The following is a 21,158-nucleotide window of genomic DNA, read 5'->3' as shown; positions in this document are numbered from 1 at the left end:
ATGACCGAGCCCAACCGCCCTCAGCCCCCCTCGCACGCCCCCATGGACCAGTTCCCCGTCACCGATGGCGAACTGCAGGTCGGCGGGCTGCCGCTGACGCGCCTGGCGACGCGCGTGGGACGCACGCCGTTCTACGCCTACGACCGCGAACTGCTGACGCAGCGCGCCGCCACCCTGCGCCGCGCCCTGCCACCCGCGCTGAAGCTGCACTACGCCATGAAGGCCAACCCGATGCCGGCGCTGGTCTGTCACATGACCAAGCTGGTCGACGGCATCGACGTCGCCTCCGCAGGAGAACTCAAGATCGCCCTCGACGTCGGCGCAGACCCCAGGGAGATCAGCTTTGCCGGCCCCGGCAAGCAGGACGGCGAGTTGTGGCAGGCGGTCGCCGCCGGCATTCTGGTGAATCTGGAGTCGGCCCGCGAGATCGGCCCGCTGGCCGCGGCCTCGCAGGCGCTCGGTCTGCCTGCGCGGGTAGCCGTGCGGGTGAATCCCGACTTCGAGCTGAAGTCTTCGGGGATGAAGATGGGCGGCGGCCCCAAGCAATTCGGCGTAGACGCCGAAGAGGTTCCGGCGCTGCTGCGCGCAGTCGCTGCGGCGGGCCTGTGCTTCGAGGGCTTTCATCTCTTCGCCGGCTCGCAGAACCTCAAGGCGGAGGCCATCGTCGAGGCTCAACAGAAAAGCTATCAGCTCGCCCTGCGACTGGCCGAACACGCCCCCGCAGCGGTGCGCTTCCTCAACCTCGGCGGCGGCTTCGGCATCCCCTACTTCCCCGGCGAGCAGCGCCTCGACCTCGCCCCGATCGGCGACAACCTCGCCGACATCCTGGCACGCGCTGCCCACGCCCTGCCCGCGGCCGAGCTGGTCATCGAGCTGGGACGCTATCTGGTCGGCGAGGCGGGCGTCTATGTGGCGCGGGTCATTGACCGCAAGGTTTCACGCGGACATACCTATCTGGTCACCGATGGCGGCCTGCACCACCACCTCTCGGCCAGCGGCAACTTCGGCCAGGTGATCCGCAAGAACTATCCCGCGGCGATAGGCAACCGCATGGGTGCGGAGCCCGGCGAGCCGTGCTCGGTGGTCGGCCCCTTGTGCACTCCGCTCGACCTGCTGGCCGACCGCATGGCGCTCGCCGATGCCATGCCAGGCGATCTGGTGGTGGTCTTCCAGTCCGGCGCCTACGGCGCCAGCGCCAGCCCGCAGGCCTTCCTTGGTCATCCGGCGGTCACCGAGATCCTGGTCTGAGATGGCCACCCGCGGATGTAATCGCCCGGGCAGCGCTGCGCGTAGCACCCGCTTGACCGCCTGCGTGCCCCGCCCGCCTGCGCCGGTGAAGCATTGAGCCCCGGCATGGGAAAGGCCAAGGGGCGCCATGACCCCCGCCATGCCATGGTACGCAGCGCGCTGGTCCTCGACAGCAGCAGCCTTGGCAAGCGCGTCGTGCGCGGAGCAGGCTTCACCTTTCTCGGCATTGCCCTGCGTACGCTGTTGACCATCGGCTCGATGGCGATTCTGGCCCGCCTGCTGACCCCGGCAGATTTCGGCTACATTGCCATGGCAACGGTGGTGACCGAGTTCGCCGGCCTGCTCGGCAGTTTCGGGCTCGCCAACATCCTCATCCAGCGCAAGGTCGCCACCCGCCTGCAACTGGACACCGTGTTCTGGGCTGCGCTGGCGATCGGCTGCGTCATCGCCGCTGTAGTGTTCGCGCTCTCCTTCGCGACCGGCTGGCTGTTCGGCGACACCCGCACCGGCGAGTTGCTGCGCGTACTCTGCCTGAGCTTCGTGTTCGGCAGCATGACCACCGTGCCGGAAGCCCTGCTCGCGCGGCTGATGCGCTTTCGCACCGAGTTCTTCATCCAGATCTCCGCCATCGCCATCCGCGCTGCGGCCGCGATTGCGCTGGCCTGGGCCGGCTTCGGCGTCTGGAGCCTGGTCGCCGGCGCGCTCACCGGTTCGCTGGTGACAGTGCTGCTGCTGGCCATTGCCGTTCCCTACCGCCCACGTCTGCGCTTCAACGCCCGTTACCTGCTGTCGAGTTGGAAGACCAGCAGCAGCTACATGGGCAACACCGTGCTCTACTACATCAGCATGAACGTGGATCTGCTGCTGATCGGTCGTCAGTTCGGCGCCAGCGCCCTGGGCTACTACCAGAACGCCCGCTCATTGACCGACGAGGTCCGCGGGCGCATTGCCATGCCTCTGCAGCGCGTGCTCTTTCCCGCCTTCTCGGCGATCCAGAGCGATACCGCGCGACTGCAGCAATCGGTGCTGCGCAGCGCCCGCCTGCTCGCCGCGCTGATCTGCCCGGTAGGCTTCGGGCTCTCGGCGGTGGCACCGGAGATCGTCCCGGTGCTGTATGGCGGGCAATGGCTGGCGATGACCCCCATCCTCACCATGCTCGGCATCAGCGCCGCGCTGCGGGGTTCCACCGCCATTGCCTCACCGCTGTTCAATTCGCAGAACCGGGTGTCGCTGTCCTTCCGTTACAACGTCCTCGGCACCGCATTGCTGGTTGTTTCCGCGGCCCTCGCACTGCCGCACGGCCTGAATGTGGTCGCCACGGTGATCGCCGCCAACGCCCTGTTCTCGGTCCTTACCTTCCGCATCGCCTTTGGCCTGATCGGCCTTGGCAGCCGCGATGTGGCGCATGTGCTGGCACGCCCGGTCGTTGCCGCACTGGTGATGTGGGGCGGCATCGTGCTGCTGCGCGAAGTGCTCGCCGGCAGTGCGCTGCACCTTGCCGCGCGACTGGGCCTGCTGGTGATGTGCGGGGCGCTGCTGTACACCCTGACCCTGCACGCGCTGTCGCGCCGCTACCTGAAGGACTTTACCGAGCTTGCCGGCAAGCTCCTGAAGAAAGGATGAAAAGAAGATGAAGGTGGCCCTGCTGTGTTCCGGTCTCGGCAACGTCAATCGTGGTCACGAGGTCTTTGCCCGCGATCTGTTCGACCTTCTCTCCGGCAGCATCGACATCACCCTGTTCAAGGGCGGTGGCGAAGCGGCACCGCAGGAACGGGTGGTCGCCAACGTGCCGCGCAACGCTGGCTGTCTGCAGGACATCCACCTGCCAGTGTCACCACGCTGGCAGGTGGCGATGCAGGAACAGGAGCGCATCCGGGTGGAAACCGAGACCTTCGCTCACGCCGCCCTGCTCCCCCTGCTCGAAGGCGACTATGACATCATCCACTGCCTGGAGCAGGAGGTATGCACGCGCCTGTACGGCTTCCGCCACCTCTTTGCCCGCCCGCCGCGTCTGCTCTTCTCCAATGGCGGCGCGATTCCTGCCGCCCGTCTGCCGGCGTGCGACTTCGTGCAGGAACACACTGCCTACAACCTGCGCAGCAGCGCACGCGAGAAGGCCTTCGTGATCCCCCACGGCGTCGACTGCACGCGTTTCCATCCCGGGGTCGAGAGCGACTTCCGCAGCCGTCACGGCATCCCGCCGGACGCCTTCGTCGTGATCAGCGTCGGTACGGTGTGCTACTTCCACAAACGCATGGACTATGTCATCCGTGAAGTGGCCGAGGTCCCCGGCGCCTACCTGGTGGTGGTCGGCCAGGAATGCGCCGACACCGCGGAGATCGTCGCCCTCGGGCGCTCACTGATGGGCGAGCGCATCGTCTTCACGCGCATGGCCCACGACGAACTCCCGCAGGCCTACGCCGCTGCGGATGTCTTTGCGCTCGGATCACTGTTCGAAACCTTTGGCATCGTTTATATCGAAGCGATGGCGATGGGCCTGCCTGTGTTCTGCACCGAACATCCCAACCAACGCTCCATCGTGCGCGAAGGCGTCTTTCTCGACCTGCGCCGCCCCGGCGTGTTGCGCGATGCGCTGCTCCACCGCGACGCGGCGCAGATGGCTCTCCTGCGCCGACGCGGCCCGGAGATCGTCGCCGCAAGCTACAGCCTCGACAGCCTCAAGGCCGCCTACCTCGAGCATTACGCGCGCATCGCCGCCAGCCCGGTGAGGCTGCCCTCCCACTCGCTGGGCAGCAGCCTGCGCAACAACCTGCGCAATCTTGCCCGCAAGGTGCTGCGCCGCACCTGAGGCTGTAACGCGGCTGCAACGCACGCGCGCGAAAATGGCGGCGCGCTTCCCCTTCCGGGAGCGGGAGAGCCTTGCGTGTTCCCTGTGCTGACGGCGCTTGCGCCACCAACCGCCGCTATCGACAGCCGCTAGAGCGCCACCATGCGGCTGCATTACTACAAGGACCCGCGCGGCAATTTCGGCGACGACCTCAACGCCTGGTTGTGGCCGCGCATCCTGCCCGGCGTGCACGACGACGACGAGCGCGAACTGTTCGTTGGCATCGGCACGCTGATCAACCACCGCCTGCCTGCGACACCCCTCAAGCACATCGTCGGCAGCGGCGTCGGTTACGGGCGCACACCTGTGCCCGACGCCAGCTGGGTCGTACATGCCGTGCGTGGGCCGCTCAGCGCCGCCGCCCTCGGGCTGGAGGCCGGGCGCGCGATCACCGATGCGGCGGTGCTGATCCGCCTGCTCGGGCTGCACTTGCCGGCACGGCGCAGCCGCTGCGGGCTGGTGGTCACCGGCGACAGCCTTGCGCGCTACGACTGGCAGGCTGTCTGCGAATTGGCCGGGATACGCTTCATCAGTTGCCACTGGGATGTCGACCGCGTGTTGCAGGCCATGGGCGAATGCGAACTGCTGCTGTGCGAAGCCATGCACGGCGCCATCGTCGCCGACGCTCTGCGCATTCCCTGGCTTCCCGTCTCGCTTTACGGGCGCTTGCTGGAGTTCAAGTGGCAGGACTGGCTTGCCTCGCTGCAGATGAGCTACCGCCCCGAACACCTCACTGCATTGCACGCCGCGCCCGCCGAGGATCCGCTGTCCCGCGTGAAGCAGGCATGCAAACGCTCGCTGCACCGCATCGGCCTCTATGCCAGCGCCTGGAGCCCACCGCGGGCGCGCCCGACGGGCGCACGCGAACTGGAGCAGACCCTCAGCCAGTTGCACAAGCTGGCGTCCTCATCCGGCATGCTGAGCCCCGAGCGCCTGCTCGACGAGCATGTGGAGCGCTACCTCGCACTCTTCGGGCGCGCTTTCGCACACCGCAGCGCCTCCATTCAGGATGCAGGGGGCGTAGCGTCCACCGCCCTGCTGCGCGGGCGGTCGAGCGCGGCGATGGCCTCATAGGTTCGCTGGCAGGCCCTCTCGTCATCCAGAGGCATGGCGCGCTCCATGCGCTGACGGTAGACCGGCGCCACCCGTGCGCCGCTGGCGAGAAAGGCGGCGACCTGGCTGACACACTCGTCCTCGCTCTCCGCCACCGGCCCGAAGCCGTCGCGCACGTAATCGAAATAACCCGGCCGCCAGTTGTGCCCGCCGCGAAAGAAGTACTCGCGATCGAACTGGTAGTAGAACACCGCCTTGCGCAGCAAGGCCATGTCGAAAGCGACAGAGGTGTAATCGGTGAGAAAGGCGCCGGCAGCGACCAGTTGATCCTGAATACGGGTACGCAGGACAGAGATCACCTCAACGCCGGGTGGCACATCGAAGACGTCCGCGTAGGGCAGCGAGTTCAAGTGCGGCATGAAGGCGAGACGCCAGCCATGCTGCGCCAGAGCCTCATGCAGGACCGTGCTGCGCAGCAGCGCCGACCACGCCCGGGCGTACTCGGTAGTGGCGAAGATGCGCTTGCGTTCGGCCTCGTCCATACCCCGCGTACGCTCCTCGAACGCCCCGCCCCGCCAGGTCGGCATCACCAGCAGGGTGCGCGCCGGGACCGTGCGGTCGCGCTGCAGACGGAGCAGGCGATCGTAACGCGGCATGCCGGTCATCCACACCTCGCGCGCGGTGTAGGGGTAGCCGCTGTCGGCCCCGGCGAAGGCTTCCTGCTCGGCAGGGCCGCTGGTGACAACTCCGTCGAACTGGCGCGGCCCCAGCCAGCGCGACATGTCGTCCTTGGTTACCCCGTGCTGCAGGAAGGTGAAATGCCAGTCCATCGACGGCGCGTACAGCGCACGGTCGAAACCGCCAAAGACAAGATCGGTGTGCGAAGAGACGATGTGGCGGCTGTTGAGGAGCAGCAGCTTGCGGGTCAGACCCGGCGGCACGAGGCGAAAGCCGTCGCGCTGCAGGCGCTGCCAGTCGGCCGAGTCGCGGTTCAGGAGGAACCAGGCGTTGACCTGCGGGCGCTGAGCACGCACCCAGCGGTAGAGGTGCTCGGCGTTATCGTCTGCATTCTCGTTGCGGTCGATGAACACCCAGGCATCGCGATAACGCTGCCGTATCCACGGCAGTCGCGCCAGAGTGCGCAGCACCCGTGCCTTGAGGCTGCGCAGTCCGCGCTCTGCGGCGCGCCGGCGGCCGCCCTTGCCGGGCAGGAAACAAGCCTGCGCCTCGGCCAGATTGAGGGCGCGAGGCTGGCCGTCTTGCCGCACCAGGGCAAACCCGCAGTCGTCAATGCAAAGCGCCTGGAGAACGCCATCGAGGCGAAGCTCCAGCCTGCTGCCAGCGTCGAGCGGCAGCCAGACGATGCGCTGACGGAAACGCAGGCGATGAAAGAACCGGCAGCCGCGGTATTTCTCGAACACCGGCTGGCAGGGGCGCCCGTCCACCAGCCACTGCTCCACCGGGGGTTCGCCATGGACGTAGTAGCTCAGCCGCAACAGCCGTTGGCGGTGGTCACAGGCATCGGCCACGGCAGGCGACCAGGCCCGCAGGCGGCGGTAGGAGTACAGCGCATGACGGACCTCGACGGCGGCCCCGGCGGCAGCGAAGGAGGCCAGCGCAGCGTCATCGACATGAGCCATGATCTGCTCGAGCAGTGCATGAAAACCGTCGGCCTCGCTTTCCGTAAGGGTTACGGTGGGTGCGCGTTCGCGCATGTCGGCGGTGAAGTACCAGTGCAGGCGGCAGAGGAGGTCATGCTGCTGCGCTGCGGGCACCGCGCCGTGTTCGCGGGCGAGTTGCCGGAGCGGCTCCAGGAAGTCGCGCCGCAGCACCTCGCGGTAGGTCGCGGGGTCGCGCCACATGGCGGTTGAAGGCTCTCGGTAACGCGGGGAGGTGTCCGGCATGGCTGATATCAGGGGATGAACCGCGCCGCGCTCAGCGCCACCGGCGCAGAGCTGGCAGGAAGGAGGCGAGGACGAACAGCAGCGCTTTCAGACGCCGCGGATCGTGGCGCACGCAACGTAACGCAGCGCGGCGCGCCAGAGTGGGGGAGCCGCCGCGCAGGTGGGCATAGGCGAAATCGAAGGCCAGCTTGCCGAGGCGGCGCCGCACTGCCATGGGCGGCAGGCTGCGGCCGTCTGGCCCCTGCCGCCCCCAGCGGTGAAGGGCCGCGCACACCACCTCATATTCGTAGTTCACCGTCTTCACGGAGCTGGTCAGACTGCCCGGCGCCGCGCGATAGAAGGAATACACCCCGGCAAGCTTGTCGATGCGGGTGAGCCGCGACAGGCGCAGCCAGTAATCGTAATCCTCGCCATTCACCAGGTCGGCGCGAAAGCCGCCAAGCTGCTCGACGAATTCACGACGGATCATGATGCTGGAGGTGTGAACGACGCAGTCGAGCAGCAGCTGCGGATAGATCCACCCCGACAATTCGGCGACGATCTCCCCACCCTGCCCTTGCGGCGGCGCCGGCAGGGCCGGGTAACTGCCATCGGCCGCCGCAGCCCACACCCGCCAGGCGTGGTAGACAGCACCGGTTTCAGGGTGGGTACGCAGGTGCTCGATCTGGGCACGGAGCTTGCCCGGATACCAGCCGTCATCGGCATCGAGCAGACAGATGAGGTCACCGCGGGCATGACGCAGCCCCGTATTGCGTGCTTCGGCAACGCCGGCATTGGGCTGGCTGATGACGCGCACTGCGGGGAACTGCCGGCGCACCAGGGTAACGGTGTCATCGGTGGAGCCATCGTCAACAAGCAGCACTTCGAGCGGCGCATGGCCCTGCTCCGTGATGCTCTGCAGGGCTTCGGCAACATAGCGCGCGGCGTTGTAGGCCGGCACGATCACCGACACGCTGGGGCGCCATGGCGGCACAGCCGGCGGCGCCTTGCTCATCTGCACAGCGCTCCCGGCGTGCGCCGCAGGTTGTCCAGCAGGCGCAAGGCAAAACGCCAGCGCTGACGGTCCCAGGGAGTGAAGCGGCGCAACTGGAAGATGTCGGTAGCGCCATCATTGACACCCCAGCAGGTTGACACCGCGGCGTCGAAACCAAGGGCCCGCACCATGTCTACGTGACGGCGCTCATAGTCCGCCCCGGGCTTCCCATTGGGGTAAGCGAAGAGTCTGACCGGCTCGCCGAGCAGCGCCTCGAGGCGCGCCTTGCCGTCGCCGATCTCGCGTTCGGCCTCGGTGTCGGTACTGGCCGCGAGGATGGGGTGGGTCAGCGTATGGCCGCCGATGAGCATGCCCCCTGCCCTGAGCGCCCGCAACTGTGAAGTGCTGAGCATGAGGTCGTCGGGGAGATCGGCCGCACTGGCCTCGGCGATGCGCGCCACGGCGTCCGACCTGGCTGCAGGCGGGAGGTGCTTGACCGCCTTGATCAGCCTGTCGATCGCTGCACGCTGCTCGCCGATGCCGCAGAGCCGCAATCCGCCAATACCCTGCAGCCCGGTCTCCAGCCACTCGACCCGGGCATTGCGCACGGCCTCGATGAGCGTGTCGTTCCACATCCGCCCCCCGTCGAGAAACCCGGCGGCGATGAAGAAGGTCGCCGACAGCCCATGGCGCTGAAGAATGGGCATGGCCACGGTGCAGTTGTCGGCATAACCGTCGTCAAAGGTGATCACCGCCGCGCGCGGCGGCAGCTCCCCACTGCGCAGCCTGGCCACGGCCTCGTCGAGGGGGAGGACATTGAACCACCGGGCGACCCAGCCCATGAGCTCATCGAAGCGGCGTGCATCGGGCTCGGCGGGGAAAAGCGGATCACGCTGCGCGAGCACGCGATGGAAGATCAGGATCGACAGACGGGCACCGCGTCCGCCCGGCGACAACAGACTGAAGGCTGTCCTGGCAAGCATCTTCAGGCTCCTGCACGGGCCGGCGAGCGGCGCAGGAAACGGCCAAGACCTGCATATTCCAGCAGGGAGCCCGGGGGATCACGCTCCCAGCCGCGCGTCTCGACCCAGCGCCGGGCAAGGACGACCATCACCATCAGGTTGTATGGCAGATCGAAGTAGGGCATGGACAGGAACGCGCCACCGACAGCAAAGCCCACCAGAGAGACCTGCACCATGCCGCCGAGGTCGGCAGCCCAGCGCGCCTGCGGGATGTCACGCGCGTTACGCCGCAGCCAGCCCGCCCAGGCGTAGGTCACGAACCAGAAGCCGAGGTACAGCGCGAGGCCGACGAAACCGTGGTTGCCGAGGATCTGGAAGTAGATGCTGTGCGCGGCAATGACGTCGGTATTGTGCACCCCCCACATCAGGAAGAAGACATCGTGCTGGTAGGACATGCCGCCACCGAAGAAGTGGTGCTTGGCCACCTCGATGGCGACCAGCCAGCCGTTGATGCGTCCCATCGCCGAGGCGTCTTCCTCGTAGCTCTTGATGGTCCCCATGCGCTCCCACCACTCTTCGGGCATCATCGGCAGCAGCATCAGGATCACCACCAGCAGGGCCAAGGTCATGACCCCCTTGCGCCGACTGCGCCACCACAGCACGGCACCCATGGCGCTGACCGCGAGCAGCGCTCCACGCGAGTGGCTGCCCAGCGCGGAGGCCACGCACAGCAGCATGATCACGCTCATGCCGTGGCGCATCCACGGGCGCGTGAGTTGCAACTGCAGGAAATGCAGCAGCGGCACGGTCATGATCAGCGCGAGGGCAAAGTGATTGTTGTCGCCGATGAAGGTCCCCATTGGCCCCCAAACGCGGTAGTTGCCCCCGTGGGCAATGGTGAACAGGCCGCCCTTGGCGCCCAGCAAGGCCAGCGAGAACGCGCTGACCCAGGCAAAGGCCATGATGTGATGCCTGTTGTCTAGCAGCATCAGGGCGACGAAGGTCATGAAGTAGATCTTCATCACCTTGTTCCACTGCGCGTAATCCCCGCTGGGGTCATAGCCGAACAGCCAGGACAGGGTGATCCACAGCGAGAGCAGGAAGAACCAGGTCACCGGAGCGCCCTTGAAAGGGTGCTGGCGCTCCCGCGTCATCATCAGCCCCGCCAGAGTAGCCAACGCGGCGGTCGCCGCGAGCGGGGCCGAGTAGGCGAAACCCCAGGCATAACGGTGGGGATTCATGATGCTCAGCCAGGTCCACAGCATGACGCCGATCCAGGGTCGCCGCAGGGCCATTACCGCCATCACGGCGACAATCGAGACGATCAGCAGATCACGCATGCGAGCTCGCCCTCAGCGCACCGCGACGTGGCTGACCACGTAGCGGAACTTGCCCGACTTCTCGGCGGGAATGGCATCGACCCAATCCACCTCGACCTCCACGGTGGCACCGAGGCGGCGGCGGAAGCCGTCGACAATCAGGGCCGTCAGCGCCGCGGTCGCGGTGCCGGCTTCGGGTACCGCCAGCACGCGGGTGAGGCTGCGGCTTTCCTGGACGATCTTGAAGGCACGTACCTGGGGCAGGTCACGGAGGATGTAGATCAGCGCCAGGCCGTGCAGCACCGTGCCATCGGCAGCGACGACGAAATCGGTACTGCGCCCCTGGATGTCCTTGAGGACGGGCAGACCGCGCCCGCAGGTGCAGGTCTCCTCCGACAGCGTGCCGATGTCGCCGGTGCGGTAGCGGATGAAGGGGTAATCTCGGGTGGCGAGATGGGTGACGACGATCTCGCCGGCCTCGCCGGGCGGCAGCACCCTGCCCTCGCCGTCGATAATCTCGACGACGATGTCCTCGGCAGTGATGTGCATGCTGCCGTGCGGGCACTGATGGGCGATGAAGCCGGCGTCGCGGCCGCCGTAGCCATTCGCCACCGGGCAGCCGAAGAGCCTGGAGATGAGCTCGCGCTGGTGGTCGTAAAGACGCTCCGAGGTGCAGAACACCACCCGGACGCCGAGGTCGTCGAGGCGCACGCCGCGCGCCTCGGCGCGCAGCGCGATATGGCTGATCGCCGACGGATAGCCGAAGAGCATCCGCGGGCGGCGCGCGCGGATGCGGGCGATGAAGCCGTCGACCCTGGCGTCGGACATTTCGAAGGCCGGCAGCAGTTCGGTGCGCATCAGCGCGTCGCGCAGCAGGCGAACGCGGTCCTGGGTGCCGAGCTCGATCGGCGAGCCCCAGACGACGATCTCGCGGTCGCCTATATCCACGTCCCACCACCGCGTCGCCCGCCACTTGGCGGCAACGTCATGGGTGACGCGCTCGCTGCCGATGAAGAAGATCAGCGGCTCGCCACTGGAGCCGCCGGTATTGAAACGTGCCAGCCCCACTGCATCGTCGGCGCGCAAGGCATCGCTGTGGGCACGGATGTCGGCCTTGGTGAGAAAAGGCAGGGCCTGCAGGTCCGCCGTGCTGCGCACGGCAGCGGGGTCGAAGGCGGCGCGGGCGAAGAGCTCGCGGTAGTAGGGCACATGCAGCGCCGCATCCTGCAGCAAGGTTTGCAGCCGCTGCAGCTGCAATGCCGCGATGCGCTCACGCGGCCACCATTGCGAGGCCTCCATGGCACGGCGCACGCGCACGGTATCGTGGCGCTTGAGGCGCTCCTGCAGTGGGAACAGCGCTGCGGAAACGAAACGGGTGTAGAGCTCGCTCACGTCGATCAAACCTTGCCAGTCAATGTGCCCGCTGCTGCCCCGGCAGCGTCGTGCCGCCCGGCCAGCTCGGCGAAGGCCGCGCACAGACGGTCGACACGGCCATCCCAGGCGTTGTCCTCGGCATGGCGACGAATCCGTGCGCGATCCCAGGACTTCGCCAGGGCCGCGTCGAGCGCTGCCTCCAGCGCCGCAGCATCCCCGAAGGGTACAACGATGCCAAGTTCATCGCGGTCGACCACTTCACGGTTGCCGCCGACGTCGGTGGTGACCACCGGCAGGCCGCAGGCCATGGCCTCCAGGAAGACGTTTGCCCAGCCCTCGTTGCGCGTCGCGAGGACGAACACGTCGGCGGCGGAAAGTGGTTGCCTGAGTTCATCGGGCGGCATGCTGCCGAGAAAACGGACGGTATCCTGCAGCCCCAGTGCAGCCACCTGCTGCTCCAGTTGCGGCCGGTTGTTGCCTTCGGCGCTGGCACCGCCGACGATCAGGTAGGTCAGCCCCGGCCAGCGTTCGCGCAGTCGTGGCAGCAGTTCGATGACGCGGTGAAAGCCCTTGCGCTCGACCAGCCCGCCTACCGAAACCAGCACTGGCGCATTTTCCGCCAGCCCCAGCACCTCACGCGCCCGGGCGCGGTCGACCGGCGCAAAGCGCTCGGTATCGACGCCATTGCCGACCACGGTGATGCGCTCCGCCGGCACGCCGATCGACACCGCCACCTGCTTGAGCGCATCGGCCACCGCAAAGACCCGTTCGGCACCGAGCAGCGCCTTCAGCAGCAGCGGACGCAGCACCGGGTCGGCCGCGTGGCGGCTCTCCGTGCCCCGCAGGGTGATGGTCACCGGCACGCCCAGCCAGCGCCCCAGCAACACCGCCGCATAGCCGTCCGGATAGCCGAAATGGGCGTCGATCAGATCCAGACGCCCGGCGCGTCTGAGGCGGCGCATGCGCGGATAGGCGCCGAGCGCCATGGCCAGACCGTCGACACGCTTGAGCACGCCCGGAACGCAGAGAAAGCGTGGATACCAGACCTCGAAGCCCTGCTGAACCTCATGCACTGGCGCCCCAGGGCGGAAGTGCGGCCGCCAGCGCCGCAGCAGGCTCTGGAGCGGAAACCACGGCACGGGAGCGACCACGCACAACGGCAGACGGCGACCGACACGGAACATGCGCTCGCGCACGAAAGGTCCCGCGCCGGGCTGGACCTTGCTGGGGAACAGGCTGCTCAGAACCACTACCGCAGGAGAGCCCGCTGTCACTTTTTCATCAAGCATGCGCGCAAATCACCACAAGCGAAGGCACTGCCACAAAACACCCGCAATCAGAGCGACGCACCATGCTTCAAACTCCAAGTGCCATACGACTGTATCTGCCCAGCATCCACTTGCCCATCCTGACCACAGCGACACTCACCAGCACAGCGAGGACCAGTGACAGCAGATAGCCCACAAGGGACCCGGCGGGAGGGCCTCCGGCGAAGCGATCGACAGCGAGCTTCGATACTGAGATCACGTAGGAGTGTACGAAAAACAAGCCAAAACTGAGTGTCCCGGCAAGCTCAAAAAATCGCCGGGAGCCGCTTCCCCATCGCCTGAACAGCTCGAACAGATACAGGGTGAGGACGATCTTGCCAACAGTGCTGTACCAGCTGTGCGTACCCTGGGCATATGTCATTTCGAGCATCAGAAACACCATAAAGGCCAGGCCCAGCGGCCAGAATCCCTTCTCAAGCCAGTTCGTTGCCGTGGCCCGGTAGTGACTGCAGGCCATGCCCAGCATCCACACAGGAAAGAAATGAATGAAGGACTGCAGCGGGTCGAAGCTCCCTCGCGGCACAAACACTGGAATCAGCAGAGCTGCCGGCAGCAGGGCATAGAACCAGGGCTTGCGATCCAGCCAGTGAAGCAGCGGAGACGCCAAGTAGAAGAGCACCACGGTGGGGATGAACCAGAACGGTGCCAGATGGCTGCCGGTCAGCAGAAAGATCCCGACCTGCTGCCACACCGGGGCATCGTAGAGCCCCTGCGGCACTTCTGGTCGGACCATCACCGCAGTAAACAGCACGATCGCGGGGAGCGAGGTAAACAAGTACGGGAATACCACGAAACGGGTTTTCTTCCACAGGTAGTCACGAAACTCGTACTTTGCAGACAAGTGCTGAAACAAGAAACCGGCGATGAACAGAAAGAGTATCGTGCCGTTGGCCACCAGGCGCTTCAGCACTGTCTCGAGCAGTGGCGAAGCCGACCAGTCAAAAATGCTGACGCAGTGGGTGGCGATGATCAGCGTTATCGCAAAACCCCGGAAGTTGTGCAGATACCCAAGATAGGGGCGCGCCCGGGCGTCCACCCCGGACGCGACTGCAGGCGCCTTCACGACTGCGTCAGTCATGCCGCCACTGGCCGTGCAAGCCGGTTGTACACCGGCGCATAGCTGGCCACGCTGTTGCGCCAGTTGCGCACCTCCTCGACGAAGCGGCGCCCCGCGGTACGCATTGCCGGCCACTGCGCACGGTCGTCGAGCATGCCATCGATCGCCGCCGCGAGCGCCACGGCGCTGCCGGCCGCAAACAGCCTGCCGGTCTCGCCGTCACGGATCAGTTCCTTGTGACCGCCAACGTCGGAAGCCACGAACAGGCGCCCCTGCGCCATCGCCTCGAGCGGCTTGAGGGGAGTGACGAGCTCGGTGAGGCGCATCGAGTGACGCGGATAGGCGAGCAGGTCGATCTGGTCGTAATAGCGGCTGACCTCGGCATGCGGCACGCGGCCGGTGAAGATGACCTCGCCGGCCACCCCCAGGCGCTCGGCCTGGGCTTTCAGACTGGCCTCCTGGGGACCGCCGCCGACCAGCAGCAGGCGCAGCCCGGGGCGCCGGCGCAGCAGCGCGGGAAAGGCTTCAAGCAGCAGATCGAGGCCTTCGTAGGCGTAGAACGAGCCGACGAAACCGATCGTGGTGCAGCCTTCCAGGCCGAGCTGGCGGCGCAGCAAGGGGTCGGCTTCGCCGGAGAGCTGGAAGCCGGCGACGTCCACCGCGTTGGGGATCACCGTCACCCTGGCGGCGGGAATGCCGCGCGCAACGATGTCGGCGCGCAGCCCTTCGCAGATGGTGAAGGCGTGGTCCACCCGCTTCAGGGCCCAGGTCTCCAGCGCCCGGGTGGCGCGGTAGCGCAGGCTGCCCTCGCGGGTGGTGCCGTGATCGACGGCGGCGTCCTCCCAGAAGGCGCGGATCTCATACACCACCGGGATACCCAGGCGCCGGCCGACGCGGATCGCGGGAATGGCGTTGAGCACCGGCGAGTGGGCGTGCAGCACGTCGGGGCCTAGCGTCCGGGCGAGTTCCTCGAGACGGCGCTCGGTGGCGCGTATCTGCCGCCATTCGTTGATCCCCGCGGGGCCGGGCGGCGGTACCGGCGTGCGATGAAAGCGCAGGCCATCGACATCCTCGACACTGGCGGCGGTGCTGCCCTGCTTGGGGGAAGTGAGGTGAAAGGTCTCCCAGCCCCGCGCTCCCTGCTCCCGCAGGATGGCTGCGGTACGGAAGGTGTAGCCGCTGTGCAGGGGAATGGAATGGTCGAGGATGTGGAGGATGCGCATGACTACGCCACCTCCGCTTGACGAATGGCGCCAGTGATACCTCCGCTGCCCTGTACGTTGCGCAGGAAAGCCTCGAACATCAGCACCGTCCACAGCGCAGCGCTGTAGTCGCGCACCCCGCTCTGGTGGGCATCGACGAGATGGCGCAGGTAGTCGCGGTTGAACATGCCTGTCGCCGCCAGGGTCTCGCCCAGCACGGCCTCGCGCACACGTGCCTTCAGCGGGCCGCGGAACCAGCGCGCGAGCGGTACCGAGAAGCCCATCTTGGGGCGGTAGAGGACGTCGTCGGGGAGCATCGGCTCCATCGCCTTCTTGAACAGGTACTTGCCTTCCTGACCCTGGATCTTCAATGAAGATGGCAGGGTGGCGAGCCATTCGACCAGTTCGTGGTCCATCAACGGTTCGCGCACCTCCAGCGAATGCGCCATGCTGGCACGGTCCACCTTGGTGTTGATGTCGCCGACGAGGTAGGTCTTCAGGTCGAGGTACTGGATCAGCGCCAGCGGATCATCAGTGGCGCCCGCAGCGGCATGGCGGCGGAACACCTCGACGGCATCGTAGCCCCCGAGCTGCTTGCGGAACTGCGCGCTGAACAGGCGCCCACGCATCTCGCCGCGCAGGATGGAAACGCTGTGGAAGTAGGCCTCGGTGGCGTCGCGGGCCATGGCCTGAAAGGTGGTCTTGGCACGCAGGAAGCGCGGCGCCCAGTCGGCCTTGGGGTAGAGACGGCCGAGCATGCCGAAGAGCGGCCGGCGCACGGCCATCGGCAGCGCGGCACGCATGCGCTCCTCCATCAGATGCATGCGGTAGCGGCGGTAGCCGCCGAAGCTCTCGTCACCGCCGTCGCCCGACAATGCCACGGTGACATGCTTGCGGGCGAGCTGGCAGACCCGGTAGGTGGGAATCGCCGAGCTGTCGGCATAGGGTTCGTCGTACAGCGCGGCGAGGGTGTCGATGAGATCGAAGTCGTCGGACTTCACGGTCTCGACGAAGTGCCGGGTGTGGTAGCGCTGCGCCACCATGGCGGCGAATTCGGACTCGTTGAAGCGTGGATCGTCAAAGGCGATCGAGCAGGTGTTGACCGCTTCGCCGCTGAGACCGGCCATGGTCGCCACCACGGCGCTGGAATCGACCCCGCCGGAGAGGAAGGCGCCCAGCGGCACCTCGGCAATCATGCGCAGACGCACCGATTCACGCAGGCGCGCGGTGAGCTCGCCCATGGCCTCGTCGGCACTCAGCGGGTTATCCAGGGTGAAGCGCACGTCCCAGTACTGCCGCGGCGGCGCCGCAGCCTCGCCACGGCGGATGCACAGGGACTCACCCGGCCCCAGCTTGCGGGCGCCACGGAAGATGCAGCGCGGCTCGGCGACGTAGCCGAGGGCGAAGTACTCCTCCACCGCCAGCGGATCGATGCTGCGGTCGAGCCGCGGGTGCTGCATGAGCACCTTCAGCTCGGAACCGAAGGTCACCGTACCGTCGTCGAGCTCGGCATAGAACAGCGGCTTGACGCCGAGGCGGTCGCGCGCCATGAACAGGGTCTGGCGCGCACGGTCGTGCAGGGCGAAGGCAAACATGCCGCGGAAGCGCCGTACGCAGTCCTCCCCCCAGGCCTCCCAGGCATGGACGATGACCTCGGTATCGCTGCGGGTATGGAAGACGTGGCCAAGGGCCTCAAGCTCGGGGACCAGCTCCTGGTAGTTGTAGATTTCGCCGTTGAACACCACGGCGACACTGCCATCCTCGTTGAACAGCGGTTGCTGGCCGGTGGACAGGTCGATGATGGAGAGCCGGCGATGGGCCAGCGCGACCCCGGGCTCGAAGTGGGTACCACCCTCGTCGGGACCGCGGTGAAACTGCACCGCGTTCATGCGCTCGACGAGTTCGCGCGGGAAGTCCCGGCGCCCCCGGGTGTCGAAGAGTCCGGCAATGCCGCACATGTTGCTAGCCTCGCTGTCGATGCCCTGCCGCGGCGAGCAGGTGTTGATACATGCGGTGGTAACGCCCCACCATGCCATCCAGACTGAATTGCGCCTCGGCGCGCGCACGCCCGGCGCGCCCCTGTTCCTGCAGGCGCGGCAGATCGCCGAGGGCTGCAGCCAGGGCGGCGCTCATCGCCGACTCGTCGCCTGCCGGCACCAGGGTACCGGTGACGCCGGCGTCGACCAGCTCGGCGTTGCCGCCGACAGCGGTGGCGAGCACCGGCAGCCCGCTGGCCATGGCCTCCAGTATGGTATTCGAGATGCCTTCCGCCTGCGACGGCAGCACGAAGAGGTCGAGCGCGCGCATCACCTCCGGGGTGTCGGCGCGTTCGCCGGCGAGCCAGGCCTCCGCGCCCAGGCCAGCCTCGGCGAGAATGGTCTCGATGCCGCTGCGCAAAGGCCCTTCGCCGACGATCAACAGGCGCGCGCGGGCGCTGAGCGCCGGCTGCTCGCGGCGCAGGCGGACGAAGGCGCGCGCCAGCAGGAGCTGGTCCTTGACCGTCTGCAGACGGCCAACGGTGCCGATGACGAACAGACGCGAGTCGTTGAAGGGCGAACCGGCGAGCAGTTCGCGGCCGTGCGCGGCAGGGTGGAAACGCGCGGTGTCGACGCCGTTGCAGATGCGCTCCACCCGTCCGCCGGGCACGCCCACGCCCTCTTCGAGATAGCGCGCCAGATCGCCGGAAAGCGCGACGTAACGCGATACGAAGGGGCGATACAGGCGGCGGGCGAGACGATAGCGGCGCTTGCGCCCGCCGGGGTCGCTGACATCCCAGCCGTGTTCGCCATGCACGCGCACCGGCACCCGCGCCAGCGTCGCCGGCAGTTGCGACTCCAGCGCAGCGAGGTTGCGCGTATGCACCACCTGTGGGCGCAACCGGCGGAACAGGCGATACAGGGCGCCGAACTGGCGGTAACCATGCCCTGGCGGCTTGTGCAGGGAGATGAATTCGACATCGGCGCGGCTGACGCGCTCGCAGAAGGTCGGGCAGCAGTCGGTCAGCGCCACGACGACGTGACGATAGTGCGCATGCGGCAGGCGATTGATCAGATTGACCACGCCGTTCTCCAGCCCGCCGACACGGAAGCCATAGACGACATGGACGATCAGTGCGCGCTGATCACTCATCGGACCGCTCCGCCAGGGTCTGCAGTCTGTCCTGCAATGCACCACCAACAGCCGCGGCGAAATCCTCCGCACGCAAGCGCGCCGCCTGCCCGTCGCCCGCTTCTTCGATGACGATGGCGACGTAGGCGGCATTGCTGTCGCGCCCGCGCAGACGCTGGACGGCTTTCAGCAGCTTGACGCGGGTCATGCTGGTGACCACCTCGCCATCCACCCAGTACCACTCCCAGACGTGGATGCGGCGGCGGTCGTCGGCGCTCGCCACCACCGTGCGGCGCACCGGCCGCGCGCTGCCGTCGGCCCCCAGCGGCAGGCGGTCGGCATTGCTGGTGAGCTGCATCCAGGCCTTGTCGTCGTAGCCGACGAGCTGGTTGCCCCACATCGCCAGCTCATGGCCGGGGCGCTGACGGGCGTAGAAACTGACCTGCAGGGTGAGGCTGTCGTCGCCGCGGCGCCAGCCCTGGCGCAGTTCGCCGCGCTGGCCACGGTAATGCGGGTGGAAGTCGCTCAGCGCAGTGGCGTCGCTCTCCCAGCCGGCAACTGCCGGCAGCGCCGGGACATCGACCGCAAACGGTGCCACGTCGGCATCGAGGCGACCGGCGAGGAGCGGAAAGGCCGCACTCACTGCCCCCAGCAGAGCCGCCGTGGCCCACAGGCGGCGCAGGTCGAGGGGTTCTGCGGGCGCCCCTCCGGGAAGGGCGGCAGGCTCGTCGAGATCCTCGCGCCAGCGTGCGCCGATGAAGAACATCAGCAGGATCACTACGCCGAAGAACACCCAGCCATAGATGAGGTGATCGACCCCGGCGGCGATGCGGTTGTCGGACAGGTAACCGAGCATCACGATCAGGTAGGCGCGCAGCCAGTTGGCGAAGATGGGGACGATCGCGGCAACGAGCACGAACAGCAGGCGGCGATGCAGGCTGCGGTAGTTGAGGTAGGCGTAGAGGGTGCCGACCATCAGCGAGGCGATCAGGTAGCGCACGCCGCTGCATGCTTCCACCACCGACCAGCGCCCGTTGGGGATGACGAAATGCAGGCCCTCCTGATACACCGGCACCCCGGACATGCGCAGGGCGGCGACGGTGAACTCTGCGGTGTAGTGCATCAGCGTGGGCAGCAGGAAGTCACCCACCGGCACCGCGAAGAACAGGAACAGCAGCGGAAAGGCCAGCACGCGGGCGAGCCGCCAGCCCAGCAGGGCGACGCTGGCCACCACCACCATGGTCACCAGTGCGGCATGCATGAGCGCATTCACCGCCACCATGTGGCCGAGCAGCCACGCACCGCCGCCCAGCGCCAAGGGCAGCGCCAGCCAGGGCACCGGCTGCGGCGCCAGCCCGACCAGGCGCACGCGGCTGCGCCACACCAGCCAGGCGCACAGGGGCAGCACCACGAGGCCGTGGGCATAGGTTTCGGAATGCCACCAGATCGACGCCATGCCGGCCGCCGTCGGCCAGTACCAGCCCACCAGCCAGAGCAGCACGCCAACGAGCACGGCGGCGTACGCCAGGCCGCGGCCGCCGAGGGGCGGGGTCGACACGGTGGCTGCGCTCAGCATGATGCACCTTCAAGCAGTTCGTCGAGACGGCCGAGATGGGCATCCCAGCTGTAGCAGCGCTCCACCGTACGCCGCGCCGCGCTGCCGATGGCACGCGCACGCTCCGGTGCGTGCAGCAGAGCACTGACCGCCGCGGTAAAGTCGACGGCGCTGAGTGCGCTGACGTAGGCCTCGCCGGCCTGCCCGGCAAGCCCGGTGGCCGAATCGGCCGACACCACCACCGCGCGCGCCATCGCCATCGCTTCGAGGACCTTGTTCTGGATGCCGCGGGCCACCCGCAGCGGCGCCACCACCACTTCTGCATGGGCCAGATAGGGGCGCACGTCGGGCACGCTGCCGGTCACCAGCACGTCCTCAGCGGCGAGCGCGCGCACGGCGGGGGCGGGATTCATGCCGACGATGGCGAGGCGGATGCCCGGGTGGCGCGCACGCAAGGCGGGGAGCACCTCGGCGGCGAACCAGCACACCGCATCGATGTTCGGCCAGTAGTCCATCGCCCCGGTGAACGCCAGCACCGGTCCGCCCTCCGGCCACGGCCGCGTGAAGTCGTGCGCAGGGCTGAAGTACGCCGCATCGACACCGTTCTGCATCACCCCCACCCTGGCGGCAGCCTGCGGCGCGGCGGTGCGGAAGAGTTGCGCCTCGGCCGCGGTGACGAACAGGGCCGCGTCGGCACGCTGCGCCGCGGCCGCCTCGAAGGCCAGCAGGCGTCGCCCCTCGCGACGGTACAGCCAGGCCAGCGGCCCACTGCGGCTGGCGGCGTACTGCGTCCACTTGGCGGAATCGACATCGCAGAAATCCACCACCACGCGCTGCAGCGCGGCGGCGTCGAGGTACTGAGCCATTGGCCCGGAGAACACCACCGCACGCTCGATGGCGCGGTTCGCCAGGGTATCGCGCACCCAGCGCTGCAGCGTGGCGTTGCGGTAGTACGGCAACGACAGCGCCTCGCCGCTGAGCAGGCCGCGCAGGCTGGCGAGGCGCGCCGGCAAGGGGTGCAGACGCTCGACGTGCACGTCGGCGCACCACTCGCTGAGGCGGTCGACGTGGGCGAGGTCGTCGGGATGGTCGACAAAGGTGCCCAGGTATACCCGGTAGCGCTGCGCAAGGTGGCGCAGGATGTTGAAGGAGCGCACCTTGTCGCCCTTGTTGGGCGGCCAGGGAATGCGGTGGGCAAGGAAGAGGACTGCGGGGCGCGCGTCCATG

At 67.5% G+C, this 21,158-nt stretch carries 16 protein-coding genes; 4 read left to right on the top strand and 12 right to left on the bottom strand.

The window, feature by feature from the left end; all coding sequences use genetic code 11:
• The 4 genes from C8261_RS08145 to C8261_RS08130 all read left to right on the top strand — a co-directional run bounded on the left by C8261_RS08145 (nt 1) and on the right by C8261_RS08130 (nt 5,170).
• Nucleotides 1–1,248, top strand: a complete 1,248-nt coding sequence (locus C8261_RS08145) for a pyridoxal-dependent decarboxylase, exosortase A system-associated (protein WP_219905162.1) — start codon at nt 1–3, stop codon at nt 1,246–1,248.
• Nucleotides 1,249–1,353: 105 nt separating this feature from the next.
• Nucleotides 1,354–2,871: a lipopolysaccharide biosynthesis protein gene (locus C8261_RS08140; protein WP_107493174.1), complete on the top strand. Its 1,518-nt coding sequence runs from the start codon at nt 1,354–1,356 to the stop codon at nt 2,869–2,871.
• A 7-nt stretch (nt 2,872–2,878) separates the two neighbouring features.
• The gene (locus C8261_RS08135) at nt 2,879–4,057 is read left to right on the top strand and encodes a glycosyltransferase family 4 protein (protein WP_107493173.1); all 1,179 of its coding nucleotides are present in this window, start codon (nt 2,879–2,881) and stop codon (nt 4,055–4,057) included.
• A gap of 141 nt (nt 4,058–4,198) precedes the next feature.
• The gene (locus C8261_RS08130) at nt 4,199–5,170 is read left to right on the top strand and encodes a polysaccharide pyruvyl transferase (protein WP_107493172.1); all 972 of its coding nucleotides are present in this window, start codon (nt 4,199–4,201) and stop codon (nt 5,168–5,170) included.
• Here the strand turns inward: C8261_RS08130 and C8261_RS08125 are convergent.
• The 12 genes from C8261_RS08125 to C8261_RS08070 form a co-directional block, all read right to left on the bottom strand.
• On the bottom strand, nt 5,101–7,011 hold the full coding sequence (locus C8261_RS08125; RefSeq protein ID WP_181358883.1) for a CDP-glycerol glycerophosphotransferase family protein: 1,911 nt from the start codon (nt 7,009–7,011) through the stop codon (nt 5,101–5,103). The genes C8261_RS08130 and C8261_RS08125 overlap by 70 nt on opposite strands.
• A gap of 73 nt (nt 7,012–7,084) precedes the next feature.
• Nucleotides 7,085–8,047: a glycosyltransferase family 2 protein gene (locus C8261_RS08120; protein WP_107493170.1), complete on the bottom strand. Its 963-nt coding sequence runs from the start codon at nt 8,045–8,047 to the stop codon at nt 7,085–7,087.
• A complete protein-coding gene (locus C8261_RS08115) occupies nt 8,044–9,009 on the bottom strand; it encodes a polysaccharide deacetylase family protein (RefSeq protein ID WP_107493169.1) in 966 nt (321 codons plus the stop codon). The genes C8261_RS08120 and C8261_RS08115 overlap by 4 nt, the downstream gene beginning before the upstream one ends.
• A 2-nt stretch (nt 9,010–9,011) precedes the next feature.
• Complete coding sequence (locus tag C8261_RS08110; protein WP_107493168.1) at nt 9,012–10,328, bottom strand: putative O-glycosylation ligase, exosortase A system-associated; 1,317 nt, start codon at nt 10,326–10,328, stop codon at nt 9,012–9,014.
• Nucleotides 10,329–10,340: 12 nt separating this feature from the next.
• Nucleotides 10,341–11,699 (bottom strand): phenylacetate--CoA ligase family protein, encoded by a 1,359-nt coding sequence (locus C8261_RS08105; protein WP_107493263.1) that lies wholly within the window; start codon nt 11,697–11,699, stop codon nt 10,341–10,343.
• Nucleotides 11,700–11,704: 5 nt separating this feature from the next.
• Nucleotides 11,705–12,931 (bottom strand): glycosyltransferase, encoded by a 1,227-nt coding sequence (locus C8261_RS08100; protein WP_235864869.1) that lies wholly within the window; start codon nt 12,929–12,931, stop codon nt 11,705–11,707.
• A 106-nt stretch (nt 12,932–13,037) separates the two neighbouring features.
• On the bottom strand, nt 13,038–14,087 hold the full coding sequence (locus C8261_RS08095) for an acyltransferase family protein (RefSeq protein ID WP_107493166.1): 1,050 nt from the start codon (nt 14,085–14,087) through the stop codon (nt 13,038–13,040).
• Complete coding sequence (locus C8261_RS08090; RefSeq protein ID WP_107493165.1) at nt 14,084–15,289, bottom strand: TIGR04063 family PEP-CTERM/XrtA system glycosyltransferase; 1,206 nt, start codon at nt 15,287–15,289, stop codon at nt 14,084–14,086. Before C8261_RS08090 ends, C8261_RS08095 begins: the two co-directional genes overlap by 4 nt.
• Nucleotides 15,290–15,291: 2 nt before the next feature.
• Entirely contained in the window at nt 15,292–17,226 is a 1,935-nt protein-coding gene (locus C8261_RS08085; protein WP_107493164.1) for an XrtA/PEP-CTERM system amidotransferase, read from the bottom strand.
• Between the two features lie 4 nt (nt 17,227–17,230).
• Entirely contained in the window at nt 17,231–18,397 is a 1,167-nt protein-coding gene (locus C8261_RS08080; protein ID WP_107493163.1) for a TIGR03088 family PEP-CTERM/XrtA system glycosyltransferase, read from the bottom strand.
• Nucleotides 18,390–19,952 (bottom strand): exosortase A, encoded by a 1,563-nt coding sequence (xrtA, locus tag C8261_RS08075; protein WP_107493162.1) that lies wholly within the window; start codon nt 19,950–19,952, stop codon nt 18,390–18,392. Before xrtA ends, C8261_RS08080 begins: the two co-directional genes overlap by 8 nt.
• Nucleotides 19,946–21,157, bottom strand: a complete 1,212-nt coding sequence (locus C8261_RS08070) for a TIGR03087 family PEP-CTERM/XrtA system glycosyltransferase (RefSeq protein WP_107493161.1) — start codon at nt 21,155–21,157, stop codon at nt 19,946–19,948. The genes xrtA and C8261_RS08070 overlap by 7 nt, the downstream gene beginning before the upstream one ends.
• Between the last annotated feature and the right edge of the window lies 1 nt (nt 21,158).

The organism is Pseudothauera lacus (assembly GCF_003034845.1).
Classification (GTDB): Bacteria; Pseudomonadota; Gammaproteobacteria; order Burkholderiales; family Rhodocyclaceae; genus Pseudothauera; species Pseudothauera lacus.
The sequence above is the reverse complement of the archived record's forward strand: the minus strand, read 5'-3'. Positions and strand labels throughout refer to the sequence as shown.